Annotated in this window: 7 protein-coding genes; 6 read left to right on the plus strand and 1 reads right to left on the minus strand. The window is 73.4% G+C overall.

Features of this window, described 5'->3' with window-relative positions; all coding sequences use genetic code 11:
• Positions 1 to 31: 31 nt before the first annotated feature.
• The 6 genes from QC283_RS13005 (at position 32) to QC283_RS13030 (ending at position 22,037) form a co-directional block, all read left to right on the plus strand.
• Complete coding sequence (locus tag QC283_RS13005) at positions 32 to 7,813, plus strand: non-ribosomal peptide synthetase (RefSeq protein ID WP_279561630.1); 7,782 nt, start codon at positions 32 to 34, stop codon at positions 7,811 to 7,813.
• Positions 7,814 to 7,825: 12 nt separating this feature from the next.
• Positions 7,826 to 15,568, plus strand: a complete 7,743-nt coding sequence (locus QC283_RS13010) for a non-ribosomal peptide synthetase (protein WP_279561631.1) — start codon at positions 7,826 to 7,828, stop codon at positions 15,566 to 15,568.
• Positions 15,569 to 15,572: 4 nt separating this feature from the next.
• Positions 15,573 to 19,469: a non-ribosomal peptide synthetase gene (locus QC283_RS13015; protein ID WP_279561632.1), complete on the plus strand. Its 3,897-nt coding sequence runs from the start codon at positions 15,573 to 15,575 to the stop codon at positions 19,467 to 19,469.
• A 75-nt stretch (positions 19,470 to 19,544) separates the two neighbouring features.
• Positions 19,545 to 20,288: a thioesterase II family protein gene (locus QC283_RS13020; protein WP_279561633.1), complete on the plus strand. Its 744-nt coding sequence runs from the start codon at positions 19,545 to 19,547 to the stop codon at positions 20,286 to 20,288.
• 25 nt (positions 20,289 to 20,313) lie between these two features.
• The gene (locus tag QC283_RS13025; protein WP_279561635.1) at positions 20,314 to 21,279 is read left to right on the plus strand and encodes an ATP-binding cassette domain-containing protein; all 966 of its coding nucleotides are present in this window, start codon (positions 20,314 to 20,316) and stop codon (positions 21,277 to 21,279) included.
• Positions 21,276 to 22,037 (plus strand): ABC transporter permease, encoded by a 762-nt coding sequence (locus QC283_RS13030; protein ID WP_279561636.1) that lies wholly within the window; start codon positions 21,276 to 21,278, stop codon positions 22,035 to 22,037. The genes QC283_RS13025 and QC283_RS13030 overlap by 4 nt, the downstream gene beginning before the upstream one ends.
• Here the strand turns inward: QC283_RS13030 and QC283_RS13035 are convergent.
• The gene (locus tag QC283_RS13035; RefSeq protein ID WP_279561637.1) at positions 22,021 to 22,539 is read right to left on the minus strand and encodes a hypothetical protein; all 519 of its coding nucleotides are present in this window, start codon (positions 22,537 to 22,539) and stop codon (positions 22,021 to 22,023) included. The two genes, QC283_RS13030 and QC283_RS13035, sit on opposite strands and share 17 nt — an antisense overlap.
• Positions 22,540 to 22,683 lie beyond the last annotated feature (144 nt).

The following is a 22,683-nucleotide window of genomic DNA, read 5'->3' on the forward strand; positions in this document are numbered from 1 at the left end:
CGCCCCCTGGTTCGCCGATATTGGAGACACAATGATCCCGTTGTCGTTCGCGCAGCGCCGGCTGTGGTTCGTGGACCGGTTCGAAGGCCCCTCGCCGACCTACAACGGCGCGTTCGCCCTGCGGCTGACCGGCGAACTGGACGTGGACGCGCTCACGGCGGCGCTCCGCGACGTCGTCGACCGGCACGAGGTCCTCCGCACGGTGATCGTCGAGGGCGACGACGGCGTACCGCACCAGCGCGTGCTGGCGACCGGGGAGAAGCCGTTCGCCCTGCCCGTCGTCGAGGCCACCGGGGAGCGGCGGGCGGCGGTGATCGAGGAGACGGCCACCCAGACGTTCGACCTGGCCGCCGACGCGCCGATCCGCGCCCGGCTGGTGCGCGGCGGACCCCACGACCACACCCTCGTCGTCGTCGCCCACCACATCGCGGTGGACGGCGAGTCCTTCGGGCCGCTGTTCCGCGACCTCACCACCGCCTACGCGGCCCGCGCCCAGGGCGCCGCCCCGGCGTGGGAGCCGCTGCCGGTGCAGTACGCGGACTACACGCTGTGGCAGCTCGACCTGCTGGGCGACGAGTCGGACCCTCAGAGCCTGGCGGCCCGGCAACTGGAGTACTGGCGCGAGACACTGGCCGACCTGCCGCAGCCGCTGCCCCTGCCGACCGACCGCCCGCGTCCGCGAGTGATGAGCCCCGACGGCGACCGGATCCCCTTCTCCCTCGACCCCGGCCTCCTGGAGTCCGTGGAGAAACTGGCCGCGGAGCTGGACACCACGGTGTCGATGGTCATGCACTCCGCGCTCGCGGTGCTCCTGCGGCACCTCGGCTGCGGCGACGACGTGCCCATCGGCGCGCCGATCACGGACCGCACCGACGAGGACCTGCGCGACCTCGTCGGGTTCTTCGTCAACACCTGGGTGCTGCGCGTGGACCTGGCCGGCGACCCCACCTTCCGCGAGCTGCTCCAGCGGGTGCGGGAGCGGTCCCTGGCCGCCTACGACAACCAGGACATGCCCTTCGAACGGCTGGTGGAGCTGCTCAACCCGCACCGCTCCACCGCCTACAACCCGTTCTTCCAGGTCATGCTCTCCTGGCAGCCGCCCGTGCCGCCGCTCCGACTGCCCGGCCTCGGCGTGCGGGTCGAGCGGCTGGAGACCGGCACCGCCAAGTTCGACCTCTTCTTCGACCTGCTGCCCAGCTCCTCCGGCGGAGCCGACTGCCGCCTGGAGTACGCCACCAGCCTGTTCGACCGGGAGACGGCCACGAGCATCGCCGAGCGGTTCGTCCGCGTCCTGGGCCGGCTCGTGGCCGACCCGGAGCGCGCCGTCACCACCGTCGACGTCCTCGACGCGACCGAGCGGGACCGCTGGCTCACCCGGGCCGCCGGCACCCCGGCCGAGCTGCCCGGGCTGACGGTCCCCGCGATGTTCGAGCGGCAGGCGGCCGCCACGCCCGACGCCCCGGCGCTCGTGTGCGAGGGCCGGACCCTGACCTACCGGGAGCTGGAGGACCGGGCGAACCAGGTCGCCTGGGAACTGATCGGGCGCGGAGCGGGCCCCGAGGACCTGGTGCTGCTCGCGCTGCCGCGCACCGAGGACCTCGTCGCCGGCCTGCTCGGCATCCTCAAGTCCGGCGCCGGATACGTCCCGATGGACCCGCGGTACCTCGGCGGGCGGGCGCGGACCGTGCTGTCCGAGGCCCGCCCCCGGTTCGCGGTCACCGACACGGCGACCTGGCAGGAGCTGCCGCCCGGCGACATCACGCCGGTCAACGTCGACGACCGGGCCGACTGGGACGGGCCCGCCGGGGCGCCGGACGACACCGCCCGGACCTCGCCGCTCGGCCCGGACAACCTGGCCTACGTGATGTACACCTCCGGCTCCACCGGCAAGCCGAAGGGCGCGGCGATCACCCACCGCAACGTCGTCAACGGCGTACGGGAACTGGTCCGCGTCCTCGACACCCCGCCCGGGTGGCGGATGCCCGCCGGTACCTCCGTCAACTTCGACGTCTCCGTCTTCGAGCTGCTGACCACCCTGACCACCGGCGGCACGGCCGAGATCCTGCCGAACGCGCTGGCCCTCGGCGAACGGGACGGCTTCGACGGCCACATCCTCAGCGGCGTCCCCTCCGTACTCGGCGAACTGGTCGGCCACCTCGACGAGGCGGCCGACGTGCGCACCGTCGTCTTCGCGGGCGACGTCCTTCCGGCCCGGCTGGTCCGGCAGGTGCGCGAAGCCCTGCCCGGCGCGCGGATCGTCAACTCCTATGGGCAGAGCGAGAGTTTCTACGCCACCGCCTTCTCCCTCGCCCCGGGCGAGGAGTGGCCCGACGGCGACGTCGCGCCCATCGGCACCCCCCTGGGCAACATGCGCGCCTACGTCCTCGGCCCGGGCCTCGCCCCCGTACCCCAGGGGGTGGTCGGCGAGCTGTACGTGGCCGGGGCCTGCCTGGGCCGCGGCTACCACGGCCGTCCGGGCCTGACCGCCGAACGCTACCTGCCCAGTCCCTTCGGCCCCGCCGGCGAGCGGATGTACCGCACCGGCGACCTGGCCCGCTGGAACGCGCGGGGCGAACTGGAGTGCGTCGGCCGCGGCGACGGCCAGGTGAAGGTGCGCGGCTTCCGCATCGAGACCGCCGAGGTCGAGGCGGTCATCACCGGGCACCCCGGCATCAGCGAGGCCGTGGTGATCGGCCGCGAGCTGCCCTCGGGCGGCAAGCAGCTCGTCGCCTACGTGGTGCACACCGGCGAGGGCGCCGTCGGCGACGACGGCGTCGGCGGCATCGGCGACGTCGACGTGCAGTCCGGGGCCTCCGCCGCCGAACTGCGCAAGTTCGTCGCGGCACGGCTGCCCGACTACATGGTGCCCTCGGCCTTCGTCGCCCTCGGCGGGCTGCCGCTGGGACCGACCGGCAAGCTGGACCGCTCGGCGCTGCCCGAGCCGGAGTTCCTCGGCGAGACCTACCGGGAGCCCCGCACCGAGGCCGAGAAGGTCATCACCGCCGCGTACGCGGACGTCCTCGGCGTGGACCGGGTCGGCGCCGACGACGACTTCTTCGCGGTCGGCGGGGACAGCCTGCGCTCCATCCAGGTGGTGGCCAGGGCCCGCGCCAAGGGCGTGGAACTGACCACCCGGGAGATCTTCGAGTGCCGCACGGCGGCCCGGCTGGCCGAGGTGGCCGCCGACCGCCGCGACCGGGCGCCCGTACTCACCGAACTCGACGGCGGAGGCGTCGGCCCGATGCCGCTGCAACCGGTGGCGCGGCAGGTGTTCGAGCACGGCGGCGGCACCGACCGGTTCGCCATGTCGATGGTCCTGGAACTCCCCGAGGGCATCGACGCCGACGGCCTCGCCGCGACCCTGGACGCCGTGCTCGACCGGCACGACCTGCTGCGCGCCCGCCTGGTGCGCGGCGACGCACCCTCCGTCGTCGTACGGGAGACCGGCACCGTCCGCGCGGCGGACCTGATCCGCCGGGTCGGCTGCGACGGCCGCTGGGACGAGCCGGCCGCGCTCGAGGCGGCCCGGGCGGAACTGCACGACGCGGTCGGGCGCCTGGACCCGGAGGCCGGCACCATGGCGGACTTCGTCTGGTTCGCCGCCGGCTCCGGCCGGGGCCGCCTGCTGGTGGTGCTGCACCACCTGGTCGTGGACGGCGTCTCCTGGCGCATCCTGATGTCGGACCTCGCCGAAGCCTGGCAGCGGGTCCGCTCGGGCGAGGCACCCGAACTGCCGGCGGTCGGCACGTCCGCCCGGCGCTGGGCGTCGGCGCTGGAGGACGAGGCGTACTCCCCTGAGCGGGAGGCGGAACTGGCCCACTGGCAGAACGTGCTGGAGGAGTCCGACCCGCCGCTGGGCACCCGGCCGTTCGACCCGGCGGTGGACGTGTGGTCCACGGTCGACACCGTGCGGGTGGAGCTGCCCGCCGACGTCACCGAGGCGGTGCTGAGCACGCTCCCCACCGCGTTCCGGGGCACCGGCACCGACGTGCTCCTCGCCGCCCTCGCCCTGGCGATGAAGCGGTGGCGCGGCGCGGACGCCTCGACCCTGGTCCGCCTGGAGGGACACGGCCGCGAGGAGGACGTCGTCCCCGGGGCCGACCTCTCCCGCACCGTCGGCTGGTTCACCAGCATGTACCCGGCCCGCGTCGACGTGCGGGACATGGACCTGGCCGACGTGCTGGCGGGCGGCGCCGCCGCCGGGCAGGCCGTCAAGCTGGTCAAGGAACAACTGCGCGCCGTCCCCGGCAAGGGCGTCGGCTACGGGCTGCTGCGCTGGCTCAACGAGGAGACCGGCGAGCAGCTCGCCGACTGCCCCACGCCGCAGATCGGGTTCAACTACCTGGGCCGCATCTCCGACTCCGACGTGCCCGAGCACCTGCGCGCCGAGGGATGGGGACCGGCGTCCTGGTCCGCGGAGCTGATCGCCCTGCCGGACCCGGACCTGCCGGCGCTGTCCGCGCTGGAGGTCAACTCGGTCGCCACCGACACCCCCGAGGGCACCCGGCTCCAGACGGCCTTCATGTTCCCCACCGGCGTCCTGACCCGGGAGCGGACCACGGAACTGGCCGAGCTGTGGGTCGAGGTGCTGCGGGGCATGGCCGCGTTCGCCGCACGCCCCGGCATCGGCGGGCTCACCCCCGCGGACGCCCCGCTCGTCACGGTGCGGCAGCACGAGATCGAGACGTGGGAGGAGCGGTACGGCCGGCTGACCGAGGTGTGGCCGCAGGCCCCCGGACAGTCCGGCATCCAGTTCCAGGCCGCCCTCGCCGAGGGCTCCTTCGACGTCTACCACATGCAGTTCGCGCTGCACCTGTCCGGGAACGTCGACCCCGCGCGCATGCGCGCGGCCGGTCAGGCGCTGCTGGAGCGGTACCCGAACCTGCGCTCCGCCTTCCTCACCACCGACGAGGGCGACCCGGTGCAGGTCGTGCCGGAACACGTCGACATCCCCTGGCGGCACCTGGACCTGACCGGCCTGAGCGAGGCCGAGCAGGACGCGGCGCTCGACCGGGCGCTGGCCGACGACCGGGCCGACCAGCTGGACCCCGCCCGGCCGCCGCTGATCCGCCTGGCGCTGCTCACCTGCGGGCTGCGACGGGCCAAACTCATCGTCACCGCGCACCACACCCTGTTCGACGGCTGGTCGTCGCCGATGGTGATCACGGACCTGATCAGGCTGTACTCCGGAACCCGGGAGCTGACGCCGGTCCGCAACTACGGCGACTACCTGGCCTGGCTGTCCACACAGGACCAGACGGTCTCCGAGGCGCGGTGGAAGGCCGAGCTGGACGGATTCGACCAGCCGACCCTCGTCGCCCCGAACGCGGCCCTCAAGGGGACGGCGTCCGCCCTCGGACGGGTCGAGGTACCGCTGCCGATCGACAAGGGACGCGAACTCGCCCGCCGCGCGGCGGAACTGGGCGTCACCCTGAACACCCTCCTCCAGGGCGCCTGGGCGATCCTGCTGTCGCAGCTCACCGGGCAGCGCGACGTGGTCTTCGGCGCCGCCGTCAACGGCCGCCCGGCCGACCTGGCCGGCTCCGACGAGATGGTCGGCCTGTTCATCAACACCCTGCCGACCCGGGTGGTCTGCGGCCCCGCCCACACCATGGGCGAGGTCATCACCGACCTCCAGGACCGGCAGACCGCCCTGCTCGACCACCACCACTACGGGCTGGCCGACATCCAGCGCGGCGTCGGGCTGCCCGCCCTGTTCGACACGCTGATCGTGTTCGAGAACTACCCGATCGACCGCGAAGGCATGGTGGAGGCCAACACCTCGGCGGGCTTCACCATCGACGGCATCCGCCCGTTCGCGGGCTCGCACTACCCGCTCACCCTCAACTCCTCCGACCCCTACCTGCGGCTCTCCCTCGACTACCAGAACAACCTCTACGACCGCGCCGCGGCCGAGGAGATCGCCGTCCGGCTCGTGCGGGTCCTCGACCAGCTCCTGGCCGACCCGGCCACGCGCCTCGGCGACATCGACGTACTCGGTGACCGGGAGCGCGACTGGCTGCTGCACGAGGTCAACGACACCGCCGAACCGACCCTGGAGGCCGGTCTGGTGCAGGCCGTGCGCCGGCAGGTCGAGGCCACCCCCGAGGCCCTCGCCGTCATCGCCGAGGACACCTCGCTCACCTACGCCGAACTGGACGAACGCGCCAACCGTCTCGCGCACTGGCTGATCGAACACGGCGTACGGCCCGAGTCGCCGGTGGCCGTGCGGCTGCCGCGGTCCGCGGGGCTCGTGGTCGCGCTGCTGGCGGTGCTGAAGACCGGCGCCACCTACGTCCCGATCGACCCGGACCACCCGCGATCCCGGATCGACCACATCCTTCAGGACGCCCGCCCCACCCTCGTCCTCGACGCCGACACGCTCGCCGGCGCCGACTGCTCGCGCCACCCGGCGTCGGCGCCCGAGCCGGCCGTCCGCCCGGACAACGCCGCGTACGTCATCTACACCTCGGGTTCCACGGGCAAGCCCAAGGGAGTGTCGGTCACCCACCGGGGACTGGCCAACTTCCTGGCGACCATGCGGCGGCGATTCCCGCTGGCCCCCTCGGACCGGCTGCTCGCCGTGACGACGGTCTCCTTCGACATCGCGGGACTGGAGCTCTACCTGCCGCTGATCTCCGGGGCGGCGGTGGTACTGGTGGGCAAGGAGACCGTCTCCCGGCCCTCGGCCGTGCGCGAGGTGATGCGTCGTCACCAGGTGACCGCCGTACAGGCGACACCGGCCTTCTGGCAGATCCTGCTCATGGAGGAACCCGACGGCGCCGCGGGCCTGCGGGTCCTGGTCGGCGGGGAGGCACTGCCGCCGCACCTCGCCGAGGCACTGGCCGGACAGGCCGCCGAGGTCGCCAACGTCTACGGTCCGACCGAGACGACGATCTGGTCGACGAGCGCGCCGGTCACGCCCGGCGCCGGCGCCCCCTCCATCGGGACACCGATCGGCAACACCCGGGTGTACGTGCTCGACGCGCGGCTGCGGCCCGTCCCGCGCGGGGTGCGGGGCGAGCTGTACATCGCCGGCGACGGCCTGGCCCGCGGGTACCAGGGCCGGCCGGACCTCACCGCGGGACGGTTCACGGCCTGCCCCTTCGGCGACCCCGGCACGCGGATGTACCGCACCGGCGACCTGGTGCGCTGGCGCGAGGACGGCCGGCTGGAGTACGTCGGGCGCACCGACTTCCAGGTCAAGATCCGGGGCTTCCGGATCGAACTGGGCGAGATCGAGCACGTCCTGGCGGAGCACCCCGCCGTGGCACGGGCCGTCGCCCTGGTACGGGAGGACCGCCCCGGCGACCCGCGGCTGGTCGCCTACGTGGTGCCGGCCGGCAAGACGGACCCCGCCGGGCTGGACCTCGCGCCCCTGGCGGAACTGCTGCGCCGGAGCCTGCCGGATTACATGGTCCCGTCGGCGATCGTGCCGCTCGCCGACTTCCCCACGAACCCGAGCGGCAAGCTCGACCGCGGCGCGTTCCCCGCACCCGACCAGGGCAGGGCCCAGGCCGGACGGGCGCCGCGCACCCCCACCGAGGAAGCCCTGTGCCGGCTCTTCGCCGACCTGCTCGGCAGGGAGGAGATCGGCATCGACGACGACTTCTTCGGCAACGGCGGCCACTCCCTGCTGGCCACCCGGCTCAGCGGACGCGTCCGCAACCAGTTCGGCGTCGACTCCAAGGTCACGATGGTGTTCCGCAATCCGACCGTCGCTCAACTGGCGGAACGTATCGAGGAACTGACCGCGGACGACTCCCGGCCGCGCAAGAAGAACCGCCCCCAGCTGCGCCAGATGACCGTGTAGGAGTTTGCGCCGATGATTCCGCTGTCGTTCGCCCAACGCCGGCTGTGGTTCCTCCACCGTCTGGAAGGCCCGTCCGCGACCTACAACATCCCCTTCGCGCTGCGTCTGGAGGGGCCGCTGGACACGGCGGCCCTGGCCGCGGCCGTGACGGACGTCGTGACCCGGCACGAGTCACTGCGCACCCTGGTCGCCGAGAACCCGGACGGCACACCGGAGCAGCGCGTCCTGCCCCCGCGGGAGGCACCCGTCCCGTTCCGCGTGGTCGACGTGGCGGCGGACGCGCTGGACGCCGCGCTGGGCGAGGTCCTGCGCGAGGGGTTCGACCTGGAGACGGAGCTGCCGCTGCGCACCACCGTCTTCCGGCTCACCCCCGAGGAGCACGTCGTCGCGTTCGTGTTCCACCACATCGCGGTGGACGGCGCCTCCATGGCGCCGTTCCTCCAGGGGCTGGTGTCGGCGTACACGGCCCGCCACCGGGGCGAGGCCCCGCGGTGGGAGCCGCTGCCCGTGCAGTACAAGGACTACACGCTGTGGCAGCGGGAGGTGCTGGGCGACGAGGCGGACCCGGAGTCGGTCGCCGCGGCGCAGATCGACTACTGGCGCCGGGAGCTGGAAGGGGTGCCGCAGCCGGTTCAGCTCCCCCTCGACCGGCCCCGCCCGACGATGTCCGACCACCGCGGCGGACACGTCTCCTTCGAGCTGGAACCCGAACTGCTCACCGGACTCGGCGAACTGGCCGCCGAGCGCGGCGCCACGCCGCCGATGGCCGCCCAGGCCGTGCTGGCGGTGCTTCTGCACAAGCTCGGCGGCGGCACCGACCTGACGATCGGCAGCCCCATCGAGGGGCGCGCCGACGAGCAGCTCGACGACCTGATCGGGTTCTTCGTCAACACCTGGGTGCTGCGCGCCGACCTGTCGGGCGACCCGTCGTTCGGCGAACTGCTGGAGCGGGTGCGCGACAAGGCCCTGGCCGCGTACGACAACCAGGACGTGCCCTTCGAGCGTCTGGTGGAGCTGCTGGGCCCGGAACGCGCCACCTCCTACCAGCCGCTGTTCCAGACGATGCTGGCCTGGCAGTTCGTGTGGCCGCCCATCGAGATGCCGGGGCTGAGGGCGACGCCCGTCGCGGCGGACACCGGGACCGCCAAGTTCGACCTCTTCCTCAACGTCGTCCCGCACGCGGACGGGGGCGCCTACGGGCGGCTGGAGTACGCGACGGAACTCTTCGACCACACCACGGCCCGGGCGATCGTCGACCGCTTCGTGCGCGTCCTGCGACAGGTGGTCGCCGACCCCCAAGCGCCGCTGGGCGCGGTGGACGTCCTCACCGACGCCGAACGGGACCTGCTGACACGGGTGAACGACACGGCGGCACCGGTGACCGGATCCACGGTGGTGGAGCTGGTCGCCGCCCAGACCGCCCGCACCCCCGACGCGACGGCGGTGGTGTCCGCGGGCACCTCGCTGACGTACCGGGAACTGGACGCCCGCGCCGGCCGGCTCGCCGCGGTGCTGCGGGAGCACGGCGTCGGGCCGGGCGTCCTGGTCGCCGTGGCCCTGCCCCGCTCCGCCGACCTGGTGGTCGGGATGCTCGCCGTGCTCAAGGCGGGCGGCGCCCACCTGCCGGTCGACCCCGGCTACCCGTCCTCACGGATCGGCCTGCTGCTCGACACCGCCCGTCCGGCGCTGGTGCTGACCGGCCACGAGGCGGCGGCCACCGTCGCCGGCCACCGGGCCCCGGTGCTCCGCCTGGAGGACCTGACCCTGGACGGCCCCGCGCCCCAGGCCCCCGACACGCGCGTCTCGGCGGACGACCTCGCCTACGTGATGTTCACCTCCGGCTCGACCGGCACCCCCAAGGGCGTCGCCGTCACCCACGGCGCCGTGGTCAACGGCGTACAGGACCTGCGTCGCACCGTGGGCGTCGAGGCGGGGTCCCGGATGCTCGCGGCCACGTCCGTGAACTTCGACGTCTCCGTGTTCGAGATCTTCACCGCCCTCACCACCGGCGCCACCGTGGAGGTCGTCCGCGACGTGCTCGAACTCGCCGAACGCGGCGCGTGGTCGGGCACCACGATCAGCGCCGTGCCCACCGTCTTCTCGGCGCTGCTCGACCAACTCGCCGCCGCGGACCCGGACGGCGGCGGACTCGACGTCGAGACCGTCGTCTTCGCCGGCGAGGCCCTCACCGCCGACCTGGTGCGCAAGGTGCGCGACGCCCTGCCCGGCGTCCGCGTCGTCAACGCCTACGGACAGACCGAGAGCTTCTACGCCACCACGCACACCCTCCCCGGCCAGCCGGAGGGGACCGGCGCGGTCCCCGTCGGGCGCCCCCTGGCCAACATGCGCGCCCACGTCCTCGGCCCCGACCTCGCCCCGGTGCCGCCCGGCGTCATCGGCGAGCTGTACGTCGCCGGCCGGCTCGCCCGCGGCTACCACCGCGACGGCCGGGCCACCGCCGAGCGGTTCGTGCCCTGCCCGTTCGGCGAGCCCGGCGCGCGCATGTACCGCACCGGAGACCTGGCGCGGTGGGACGGCGAGGGCCGCCTCGTCTACGCGGGACGCGCCGACACCCAGGTGAAGGTCAACGGCATCCGCGTCGAGCCCACCGAGATCGAGACGGTCCTCACCCGGCACCCCGCGGTCGGCCAGGCCGTGGTCACCGTGCGCGAGGACCCCGCCGGCAACGCCCGGCTCGTCGGCTACGTGGCACCGGCCCGCACCGCGGACGGCGGCGCGGACACCGGCCCCGTCCCGGCCGCCGAGCTGCGCCGGTTCGCCGCCGCGCGGCTGCCCGACTACATGGTGCCCGCCCTGCTCGTGACGCTGGACCGGCTGCCGCTGACCGCCAGCGGCAAACTGGACCGGGCCGCGCTGCCCGAGCCGGAGTTCACCGGCACCGAGTACCGGGAGCCGCGCACCGCCACGGAACGGATCCTCACCGAGGTGTACGCGGACGTGCTCGGTGCCGAACGCGTCGGCATCGACGACGACTTCTTCACCAGCGGCGGCGACAGCATCCGCTCCATCCAGGTCGTCGCGCGGGCCAAGACGCGCGGCGTCGTGGTCAGCACGCGGGAGGTCTTCGAGCACCGCACGGTCGTCCGGCTCGCGGAACTCGTCGAGAGCCGCGCGGAACAGGAACCGGTGACCCTGGCCGAGCTGCCCGGCGGCGGCACCGGCCGCTCCCCGCTGCCGCCGACCGCGGCCCACGTCCTCGAACTCGGCGGCGGCCTCGGCCGGTTCTGCATGTCCGCGCTGCTGACCCTGCCCGAGGACATCGACCGCGCGGGGCTGGCCGCCACGCTGCAAGCCGTACTGGACCGCCACGACGTCCTGAGATCCCGGCTCGACCGCGCCGAACCGGGCCTGCTCATGGCCCCGGCCGGCAGTGTGGACGCCGGCGCCCTGCTGCGCGAGATCCCCTACGACGACGCCGACGTGCGGGCCGAGCTGGACGCGGCGGCGGACCGGCTCGACCCGGACGCGGGCGTCATGGCGCAGTTCGTGCGGTTCACCTCCGCCACGGACGCGGACCGGCTGCTGATCGTGCTGCACCACCTGGTCGTCGACGGGGTGTCGTGGCGGATCCTGCTGCCGGACCTGGTCTCCGCCTGGCAGCGGGTCCGCGACGGGCTCCCGCCGCAACGCGCCGGGGCGGGCACCTCACTGCGCCGCTGGACGCACGCCCTGGCCGACGAGGCGGCCGCCCCCGCGCGGGTGGCGGAGCTGCCCGTGTGGCAGGAGATCCTGCGCGGCGAGGAGCCCCCGCTCGGCTCACGGGAGACGGACCCCGCCCGCGATGTCGCCGCCACCGTGGAAACGGTCCGCGTCCAGGTGCCGGCGGACGTCACACGGACACTGCTCGACACGCTGCCGTCGGTGTTCCGCGGCGGCGCCGACGACGGGCTGCTGGCCGCCCTGGCACTGGCGCTGGTGCGCTGGCGCCGGACGCGCGGCGTGCCCGGCTCGGCCGCGCTCGTCCGGCTGGAGGGACACGGCCGGGAGGAGCACGTGGTGCCCGGCGCCGACCTGTCCGGCACGGTCGGCTGGTTCACCGCGATGTTCCCGGTGCGCCTGGACCTGGCCGGCGTCGACGTGGCGGACGCCTTCGCCGGCGGTCCGGCGGCCGGGCGGGCGGTCAAGGCCGTCAAGGAACAACTGCGCGCGGTACCGGACAACGGAATCGGCTACGGCCTGCTGCGCCACCTCAACCCCGCCACCGCCGCCGCCCTCACCGGGCAGCGCGGGCCCCAGATCGGGTTCAACTACCTCGGCAAGTCCTCCGCGGCGGACCTCCCCGGGGAACTGCGCGGCCAGGGCTGGACACCGGACACCACCCACCGCGACCTGATCGCCGCGCCGGACGCCGACATGCCGGTGCTCTCCGCGCTGGAGATCAACGCGGTCGCCACCGCCACCCCCGCCGGCGACGAGCTGACCGCCTACTTCGGCTTCCCGACCGGCGTGCTCTCCCGCGACGAGGTCACCGAGCTGGCCGGGCTGTGGGTGGAGGCGCTGACCGCCCTGGCCCGGCACGCCGAGGCCCCCGACGCAGGCGGACTGACCCCGAGCGACGCGCCCCTGGTCGACGTGAGCCAGGAGGAGATCGACACCTGGGAGGCCCGCTTCGGCCGGCTGACCGAGGTGTGGCCGGTGACGCCGGCGCAGTCCGGGATGCTGTTCCACACCATGCTGGCCGGGCCGTCCTTCGACGCCTACCACATGCAGATGGTCTTCCACCTCTCCGGCGAGATCGACCCCGAGCGGATGCGCCGCGCCGGACAGGCACTGCTGGACCGGCACGCCAACCTCCGCGCCGCCTACGTCGAGCAGGCGGACGGCGACGTGGTGCAGGTGGTCCCGCGGGCGGTGACCCTGCCCTGGCGCCACCTCGACCTGACCGGGGCCGGCGGGACGCGGGGGAGCGGGACGTTCGAGAGGTTCCTCGCCGAGGACCGGGCCGCGCACTTCGACCGGGACGCCCCGCCGCTGTTCCGGCTGGCCCTCGCCGTCCTCGGGCCCGACCGCACCGAACTGGTGATGACCGCCCACCACGTCCTGTTCGACGGCTGGTCCACCCCCCTGCTGATGCGGGACCTGCTGCTGCTCTACGCCTTCGACGGCGACCGGGCCGCCCTGCCGGCCGTGCGCGGCTACGGCGACTTCCTGACCTGGCGCGCACGGCAGGACCGCCAGGAGTCGGCCCGGGCCTGGGCGGCCGAACTCGAAGGGCTCCAGGAGCCCACCCTGCTCGTCCCCGGCGCCGAGAGCGCGGGCGACGACGGCCTCGGCCGGGTTGACGTCGCGCTGCCGCCCGAGGTGGCCCGCGATGCCGGCCGCGCCGCCGCCGAGCTGGGCGTCACCGTCAACAGCCTGGTGCAGGGCGCGTGGGCGCTGCTGCTCGGCCAGCTCACCGGCCGCCAGGACGTGGTGTTCGGCGCGACCGTCTCCGGGCGCCCGCCCGCGGTGACGGACGTGGAGTCGATGGTCGGACTGTTCATCAACACCCTTCCCGTCCGTGTCCGGTACGAGCCCGGGGACACCCTCGCCGACATCCTCACCCGCCTCCAGAACCGCCAGGCCGGCCTGCTGGAGCACCACCACCACGCGCTCACGGAGATCCAGCGGGCCACCGGGCTGCAGTCCCTCTTCGACACACTGGTCGTCTTCGAGTCCTACCCCGTCGACCAGGAGAGCCTCGGCGCCGCCCTCGACGCCACCGCCGGGATCACCCTCACCGGCATGACCGCGGACACCGGCACCAACTACCCGCTGACCCTGATGGCGCTGGTCGAACCCCACCTCCAGCTCTCCCTCCAGTACGCCGAGAAGGTCCTGGACCGCGAGACGGTCCAGACGTACGCGGCCCGCCTCGTCCGGGTCATGCGGCAGCTCACCGCCACCCCCGGGCTGCCGGCCGCGCGACTGGAGACCCTGGACGCGGCCGAACGCCACCGGCTGCTGGCCGGCCTCAACGACACGGCCGCCCCGACCCCGGACACCACGATCGGCGGGCTCGTCGAGGCGCAGACGGCGCGCACCCCGGACGAGACCGCCGTGGTCGCCGAGGGCGTGACGCTCACCTACCGCGAGCTCGACACCCGGGCCGGCCGCCTCGCGGCCGAACTGACCCGCCGGGGCGTGGGCCCGGAGTCGGTGGTCGCGGTGTCCCTGCCGCGCTCGGCGGACCTGGTGGTCGCCCTGCTCGCGGTGCTGAAGTCGGGCGGCGCGTACCTGCCGGCCGACCCCCGCTACCCCGGCCACCGCCTGCGCGCCGTCCTCCAGGACGCGCGGCCGTGCCTGCTCCTGACGGACTCCGCCACGGCCGGGACACTGCCGGAGCACGACGTCCCGGACCTCCGCCTCGACACGCTCGACCTCACCGAAGGCCCCGCCGGTCCGGTACCGCCCGCGCACGCGCAGCGGCTGGCGTACGTGATGTACACCTCCGGTTCCACCGGCACCCCCAAGGGCGTCGCCATCACCCACGCCAACGTGGTCAACGGAGTGCTGCGGCTCGCCTCCCGCGTGGGGCTCGGGCCGGGCAAGCGGATGCTGGCCGGCGCGTCCGTCAACTTCGACGTCTCCGCGTTCGAGATCTTCACCACGCTCGCCACCGGCGGCGTCGTCGAACTGGTCCGGGACGTCCTGGTGCTGGGCGAGCGGAAGAGCTGGAGCGGCGCCGTCATCTCCACCGTGCCGTCCGCCTTCGCCGAACTCGTCGACCGGATCGCGGACCGCACCAGTGTGGAGACGGTCGTCTTCGCCGGCGAGGCCCTGCCCGTCCCGCTCGCCGAGAAGGTGCGCGCAGCCTTCCCCGGGGTGCGGATCGTCAACGCCTACGGGCAGAGCGAGTCCTTCTACGCCACCACCTGCGACGTCGCCGGCGGCACACCGGACGCGTCGGGCAACGCGCCCGTCGGCACCCCGCTCGGCAACATGCGCGCCTACGTCCTCGGCCCCGGCCTCGCCCCCCTCCCGCAGGGCACGGTCGGTGAGCTGTACGTCGGCGGCAGCGTGGGCCGCGGCTACCACGGCCGCGCCGCACTGACCGTCGAGCGGTTCGTCGCCGACCCGTACGGCCCGCCCGGCTCGCGCATGTACCGCACCGGCGACCTGGCCCGCTGGAACGCCGACGGCCTGCTGGAGTACGTGGGCCGCGCCGACACACAGGTCAAGGTGCGCGGCTTCCGCGTCGAACCCTGCGAGGTGGAGGCCGCGTTCACCGCGCACCCCGACGTCGCCCGGGCCGCCGTCGTCGCCCGGGGCACCGGCGCCGGCAAGCGGCTCGTCGCCTACGTGGTGCCCTCGGGCCGGACGACGACCGCGCAGGAGCTGCGCGGTTTCGCCGCCGAGCGGCTGCCGGAGTTCATGGTGCCGTCCGCCCTCGTCCTGCTGGACCGGCTGCCGCTGATGCCCAACGGCAAGCTGGACCGGGCCGCGCTGCCCGAGCCGGAGTTCACCGGCGCCCCCTACCGCGAGCCCCGCACCCCCCGTGAGAAGGCCCTGGCCGAACTGTTCGCCGAGGTGCTCGACGTGGACCGGGTCGGCCTCGACGACGGCTTCTTCGCGCTCGGCGGGCACTCCCTGCTCGCCACCCGGCTGATCAGCCGCGCCCGCGCCGAGCTGGGCATCGAGATCCCCATCCGCCAGGTCTTCGACCAGCCGACGGTCGCCGCGCTCGCCGCGTGGTCGCAGGCATCGGCCGCTCCCCGTCGCCCCAGCATGCGCCAGATGTTCAATAAGGAGTGAGGCAATGATTCCGCTGTCATTCGCACAACGCCGCATGTGGCTGCTGCACAAACTGGAGCGGGGCGCGGCGACCTACAACATATCGGCGGCGTTCCGGCTGACCGGCACCCTGGACCAGGACGCCCTGGTCGCGGCGATCCACGACGTGGTCGAGCGGCACGAGATCCTGCGCACCACGTACGGGACCGACGACGCCGGCGAGCCGTACGCGCGGATCCGGCCGGTGGCCGAGGCGGCGCCGCGGGTGCCGGTGGCCGACGTGACGCCCGAGGAACTGCCCGCCAAGGTCGACGAGGCCGTCGCGCACCGCTTCGACCTGGCGGCCGACCTGCCCTTGCGGGCCACCCTGCTGCGCTGCTCGCCCGAGGAGCACGTCCTGGTCCTGGTCATCCACCACATCGCCTCCGACGGCAGCTCCAGCGCGCCGCTGATGCGGGACCTGGTCGACGCCTACACCGCCCGCCGGGGCGGCCGGGCACCGGCGTGGGAGCCGCTGCCGCTCCAGTACAAGGACTACGCGCTGTGGCAGCGCGAGGTGCTCGGCGACGTGGCCGACCCCGGCAGTCTCGCCGCGGCGCAGATCGAGTACTGGCGGGGGGAACTGGCCGGCGTGCCGCAGCCGCTGAACCTGCCGCTGGACCGCCCGCGGCCCGCGGAGGCCGGAACCCACGGCGACACGGTCGGCATCGAGGCGCCCCCCGAGGTGGCGGCCGGGCTCCAGAAGCTCGCCGACGAGCGCGGGATGAGCCTGTCGATGGTCGTGCAGTCCGCGCTGGCGGTGCTGCTGAGCAAGCTCGGCGGCGGCGAGGACGTGACGATCGGCTCCCCGATCGCCGGGCGCACCGACGAGGCGCTGGCCGACATGATCGGCTGCTTCGTCAACACCCAGGTGCTGCGCGCCGACCTCTCCGGCAACCCGAGGTTCACCGACCTGCTGGCCCAGGTGCGGAACAAGGCGCTGAGCGCCTACGAGCACCAGGACGTGCCGTTCGACGTGGTGGTCGAGTCGATCAACCCGGACCGCTCCGCGGCGTACCAGCCGCTGTTCCAGGTGATCTTCTCCTGGCAGAGCTACGAGAAACCGGACCTCGCCCTGCCCGGCCTGGAGATGAGGTTCGAGCAGGCCATCCCGTCGACCGCCATGGTCGACCTCACCTTCTTCCTCGCCGTGGACGCTGCGGGCGCGCTGCGGGGCGACCTGCAGTACGCGACCGACCTGTTCGACCGCGGCACGGCCGAGGAGATCTCCGCCCGCCTGGTGCGGGTCCTGGAGCGGTTCGCCGCCGACCCGGACCTGCGCGTCGGGGACGTCGACGTGCTGAGCGCGCGGGAGCGCGAGCGGCTGCTGGTGGAGGTGAACACCGCCGGTGAGAGAGTCGACGAGGTCACCCTGGTGGAGCTGTTCGAGCGGCAGGCGGCGCGGCGGGCCGACGAGGTCGCCGTGGTGTACGACGGCACCACCCTCACCTACGGGGAGCTGAACGCCCGCGCCAACCGGCTCGCCCGGCACCTGATCGCCCGCGGGGTGGGCCCCGAGTCCCTGGTCGGGGTCTGCCTGGAGCGCTCGGCGGAACTGGTCGTCGCGCTGCTGGCGGTACTCAAGGCGGGCGGCGCCTACCTGCCGATCGACCCCGACTCCCCGGCCGACCGCGTCGCCCACATCGTCGAGGACGCGGCACCGGTCCTGCTGGTCACCACCGGCACCACCGACGCCGTGCCGGACCTCGCGCACGACCTCCCCCTGGTCCACCTCGACCGGGCCGGGGCCTTCGACGGGGAATCCGCCGCCGACCTCACCGACGCCGAGCGCCGCACGGTCCTGCGCCCCGCGCACCCCGCGTACGTCATCTACACCTCCGGGTCGACGGGCCGCCCCAAGGGCGTGCTGGTCCCGCACCGCAACGTGGTCGGACTCTTCACCGCCACCCGGGACTTCGGCTTCGGCGCGGACGACGTGTGGACCCTCTTCCACTCCTACGCCTTCGACTTCTCGGTGTGGGAGCTGTGGGGCCCGCTGCTGCACGGCGGACGCCTCGTCGTGGTCCCCTTCGACGTCTCGCGCTCCCCGGCCGACTTCCTCCGGCTCCTCGCCCGCGAGCGGGTCACCGTCCTCAACCAGACGCCCTCGGCCTTCTACCAGCTGGCCCAGGCCGACGCCGACGCCGACGCCCTGGGCCAGGACCTGGCCCTGCGGTACGTCGTGTTCGGCGGCGAGGCCCTGGACCTGAACCGCCTCACCGACTGGTACGCGCGCCACGCCGGTGACGCGCCGGTGCTGGTGAACATGTACGGCATCACCGAGACCACCGTCCACGTCACCCGCGTCGACCTGGACGAGCACTCCGCGGCCCGCTACCGGGGCGGCGTGATCGGCCCGGCCGTCCCGGGGCTGCGCGCCTACGTCCTGGACGCGCACCTGAGGCCGGTGCCCGCCGGCGTGACGGGCGAGCTGTACGTGGCGGGCTACGGCCTGGCCCGCGGCTACCACGGCCGCCCCGGCCTGACCGCGCAACGCTTCGTGGCCTGCCCGTTCGGCGAGCCGGGCGAGCGGATGTACCGCAGCGGCGACCTGGTCCGCTGGGGCCGCGACGGCCGGCTGGAGTACGTGGGCCGCGCCGACTCCCAGGTGAAGATCCGCGGTTTCCGCATCGAGCTGGGCGAGATCGAGCACGCGCTGGCCGGGCACCCGGACGTGGCGCGGGCGGTGGTCCTGGTCCGGGAGAACCAGGAGGGCGACAAGCGCCTCGTGGGCTACGCCGTACCCGCACCCGGCGTATCCCCCACCGGGGAGGAGCTGTCGGAGCACCTGCGCGGACGCCTGCCGGACTACATGGTGCCGTCCGCGGTGATCCCGCTGGCACAGATCCCGCTGACCTCCAACGGCAAGCTCGACAAGCGGGCCCTGCCCGCGGAGGACGCGACGGCGACCGCGGCCGGCCGGGAGCCGCGCAACGCCTACGAGCGCGCGCTGTGCGAGCTGTTCGCCGAACTGCTCGGCCTGGAGAAGGTCGGCATCGACGACGGCTTTTTCGCCCTGGGCGGCCACTCGCTGCTGGCCACCCGGCTCAGCGTCCGCGTCCGCGACCGGTTCGACATCGACATCCCCATCCGGACGATCATCCGGTACCCCACGGTGGCCGAACTGGCCGCGCTGATGCTCGCCGGCGGTGTCCCCGACGACGACGCCGACTCCTTCGCGGTCGTCCTGCCCCTGAACAACGACCCCGGCACGGGCAAGAACCCGGTGTGGTTCCTCCACGGGGGCGGCGGTCTGGGCTGGGCGTACTACAGCTTCGTGCTGCACCTGCCGGACCGGCCCGCCTACGCGCTGCAGTCCCGCGGCTCCGACGGCGTGGAGCCGCTGGCCGGCTCCGTGCCGGAGATGATCGAGGACTACGTCGGCCAGATCCTCAAGGTCCAGCCGGAGGGTCCGTTCAACCTCATCGGCTGGTCCTACGGCGGCTCCGTCGTACAGGCCGTCGCGGACGCCCTGGAACGGCGCGGCCACGAGGTCGCCCTGGTCGCCGTCCTGGACGCGCAGCCGGGCGGGCACGGCTTCGAGGAGGTGCACGCCGGAAAGGACTCGTCGGACTTCCGGGCGGAACTGGAGGACGACTTCGGCCAGTACATCCGCACCGGCAACCGGCAGCGGTTCCTGGACACCATGTCGAAGGTCCTGGCGAACAACACGGCCCTGATGATGGACTTCGAGTCCCCGGTCTACCGCGGCGACGTGGTGTATTTCAACGCCACGCTCGAGGACACGTCGTACGCGCACCTGTGGCGGCCGTACGTCCAGGGCTCCCTGGAGGTGCACGACGTGCGCGTCACGCACCACGAGATGCACATGCCCGGGCCCGTGGCGGAGATGTTCGAGGTCCTCCACCGGAAGCTGGCGTAGCGAACGCACGCCCGAGCCGGTTTCAACGAACAGTCGAATGGATGATGGGGGTTGGTCGTGGTGACGGATCCAGGCGTGTCCGCCGGGCACGAGGAGGGGACCACGCTGTTGTGCGTGCCGTTCGCGGGGGCGGGCCCCTCGTTCTTCCACCCGTGGCGGGAGCTGGCCGACGGCCGGTGGCGGGTGACCTCGGTCGAACTTCCGGGCCGGGAGCGGCGGTTCCTCCAGCCGCCGTACCGCAACGTCGTCGAGGCGGCCCGCAGCGAGATCGACGACATCGTCGCGGACCTCGGTGAGGGGACGCGGACCGTGCTGTTCGGGCACAGCCTGGGCGCGGTGCTCGCCTACGAGCTGGTGCACCTGCTGAGCGCGCGCGGCGTGCCCGTGGAGCGGCTGGTCGTCAGTGGCTCGCCGGGCCCGTGGACGCGGCGCGAGCGGCGGGCGGCGGGGCTCGAGGGCGACGAGTTCCTCGCCCGCGTCGAGGAGTTCGCCGGGTTCCGGCACGAGGCGCTCGACCATCCGGAGATGCGGGAACTGATCCTCCCCACCCTCCAGGCCGACTGCGAGATGCACGAGGCCTACGTGCCCAGCACCGACGAACCGGTGTCGGTGCCGATCACCTCGCTGCGGGGCGACCACGACGGTCTCGTCACCGCTCAGGAGGCCCGGCAGTGGCGGACGGCGACCACGGGCGGCTTCGACTACGCCGAGTTCCCCGGCGACCACATGTACCTGGTCGACCTCGGCCCGCGGGTGCTGGACGTGATCGAGGCACGGTGCGCGCGCGAGCGCCGTGTCAGCGCCGCGACAGGCCCGTGACAGGTCCCGGGAGGAAGGTGGGCCCATGAGAAGTTCAGCGATCGCGGTCTCGGGGCTGCGCAAGGCACATGGTGACAAGGTCGTGCTCGACGGCGTCGACTTCCATGTCGCCGAGGGGTCGGTCTTCTCCCTGCTCGGCCCGAACGGGGCGGGTAAGACGACTACCGTCAACGTCCTGACGACACTGATGAAGGCCGACGCCGGCACGGTGCGCGTCGCCGGGCACGACGTGGTGACCGAGACCCGGCAGGTGCGCGCGGCCATCGGCGTGACCGGCCAGTTCGCCGCGGTCGACGAGCTGCTGTCGGGCCGGGAGAACCTGCGGCTGATGGTGGACCTGAAGCGCGTGCGCTCGGGCGACCAGGTCGTCACGCGGCTGCTGCGGCGGTTCGACCTGGAGGAGTCGGCGGACAAGCTGGCGGGGACCTACTCCGGCGGAATGCGCCGCAAGCTGGACCTGGCGATGACGCTCGTCGGCGATCCGCGGATCATCTTCCTGGACGAGCCGACGACGGGTCTGGACCCGCGCAGCCGGCGCACCATGTGGAGCATCGTCCGCGAGCTGGTGGCCGACGGCACCACCGTCTTCCTCACCACCCAGTACCTGGAGGAGGCCGACCAGCTCGCCGACCAGATCGCCGTGCTCGACAAGGGCCGGCTGGTCGCCCGGGGCACCCCCGAGGACCTCAAGCGCCAGATCCCCGGCACCCACGTCCGGCTCCGGTTCGCCGACGCCCACGAACTCGACACGGCGGCACGGCTGTTCACCGGCGCCACGCGGGACGACGAGGAGCTGACCCTGCGGGTGCCCAGCGACGGCGAGTCGAGGTCGCTGCGGCTCCTGCTCGACCGGCTCGACGAACACACGCTCAACGCACAGGGCTTCTCCGTGCACACACCGGACCTCGACGACGTCTTCCTCGCCCTGACCGACACCACCGGCGCCGCGGTCGCCGACGAGCACACGAGCAAGGAGGCGATCGCGCGATGAGCACCGTCTCGACGGCACTGACCGATTCGTCGATCATGCTGCGCCGCAATCTGAAGCACACGATGCGCAACCCGGTCACGGTGTTCAACGGGGTCCTGCTCCCGATCGTGATCATGCTCATGTTCGTCAAGGTGTTCGGTGGCGCGTTCAGCGTCGGTGACGACTACATCGACTACGCGACCCCGGGCCTGCTCGTGATGGCCATCAGCTACGGGCTGGGGGCCACCGCGACGGCCGTGAACGACGACATGACCAAGGGCGTCATCAACCGGTTCAAGGTCATGGACGTCTCCCGCGGATCCGTCCTGACCGGGCACGTCGTCGTCACCACCGTGCGCTGCGTGGTGGCCTGCGCGGCCATCGTCGCGGTGGCCTTCGCGATGGGCTTCGACCCGGACGCGAGCGGCCTGGAGTGGCTGGGCGCGATCGGTCTGATCCTGCTGCTCAGCTTCGCGGCGGGCTGGCTCACCGTCGCCGTGGGGCTGGCCGCCAAGACCGCGGAGTCGGCGGGCATGGCCACCGTGCCGCTGATCATGCTGCCGTTCCTCAGCAGCGCGTTCGTGCCCGCGGACACCATGGGGGCGGGCGTACGGCAGTTCGCGGAGTACCAGCCCTTCACCCCGGTCATCGAGGCGCTGCGCGGGCTGCTGACCGGCAACCCGTCCAGCGGCGACACGTTCGCGGCCCTCGCCTGGTGCGCCGGGTTCGCCGTCCTCGGGTACGTGTGGGCGGTCTCCACGTTCAAGAAGCGAGCGTGACGCGGGCCGGCTCGCCCGGCATCCTCTTCAGCGCCGCCCCGGTGAGGCATGTGCCGCCGGGGCGGCGCCGCGCTGTCCGCCCGCCCCGTGCGAAGACCACGAGCCGCAGCACCAGGAACCGGCCCACACCGGCGAACGCCGAGGCGGACAGGTAGACGGCCTGCTCCAGCACCGCGCCGGGCGCCGCCACCAGCAGGTGCAGGACGAGCGTCGCCGCGCACGTCACCGCGTACGCGACCGCGGCCGACCCGGCCGACTGCGTGTGCTGGCGCCGGGTCGCGCGCCCGCCGGCGCCGAAGGTGAAGCGGGCGTGCAACTCGGTGGCGAGGAGCGTGGACGCCACGGTGATCACGGCGTTGGCCAGCGCCCAGGGGAGCCGGGTGGCGAGGGCCGCCACGGCGAAGCTGGAGGCGAGTCCCACTCCGCCACCGCAGAGCACGAAGCGCGCGAAGGCCGCGCAGGCGCCGGGTGCCGTCCCCGGCCGACGTGGTGCTGTCTCCATGGTCCGGCCCCCTTTCTGGCTCACTCGCAACATCGTGGTGCCATCGTGGCACACCGATGGCGCCACGTCGAGGCGTTTTTGCGGTGACGGTCGCTGCGCAGGGAGCGCGCGGCGAATTCCGGTCATGTTGGAGTCCGGGCACCG

Origin of the sequence: Streptomyces sp. DH41 (assembly GCF_029813785.1) — a bacterium.
Lineage (GTDB): Bacteria > Actinomycetota > Actinomycetes > Streptomycetales > Streptomycetaceae > Streptomyces.

Bases quoted from the DNA above. Each gene is read 5' to 3' on its own strand.
- QC283_RS13005 (WP_279561630.1), top strand. From the start codon at position 32: ATGATCCCGTTGTCGTTCGCGCAGCGCCGGCTGTGGTTCGTGGACCGG.
- QC283_RS13010 (WP_279561631.1), top strand. From the start codon at position 7,826: ATGATTCCGCTGTCGTTCGCCCAACGCCGGCTGTGGTTCCTCCACCGT.
- QC283_RS13015 (WP_279561632.1), top strand. From the start codon at position 15,573: ATGATTCCGCTGTCATTCGCACAACGCCGCATGTGGCTGCTGCACAAA.
- QC283_RS13025 (WP_279561635.1), top strand. From the start codon at position 20,314: ATGAGAAGTTCAGCGATCGCGGTCTCGGGGCTGCGCAAGGCACATGGT.
- QC283_RS13030 (WP_279561636.1), top strand. From the start codon at position 21,276: ATGAGCACCGTCTCGACGGCACTGACCGATTCGTCGATCATGCTGCGC.
- QC283_RS13035 (WP_279561637.1), bottom strand. From the start codon at position 22,539: ATGGAGACAGCACCACGTCGGCCGGGGACGGCACCCGGCGCCTGCGCG.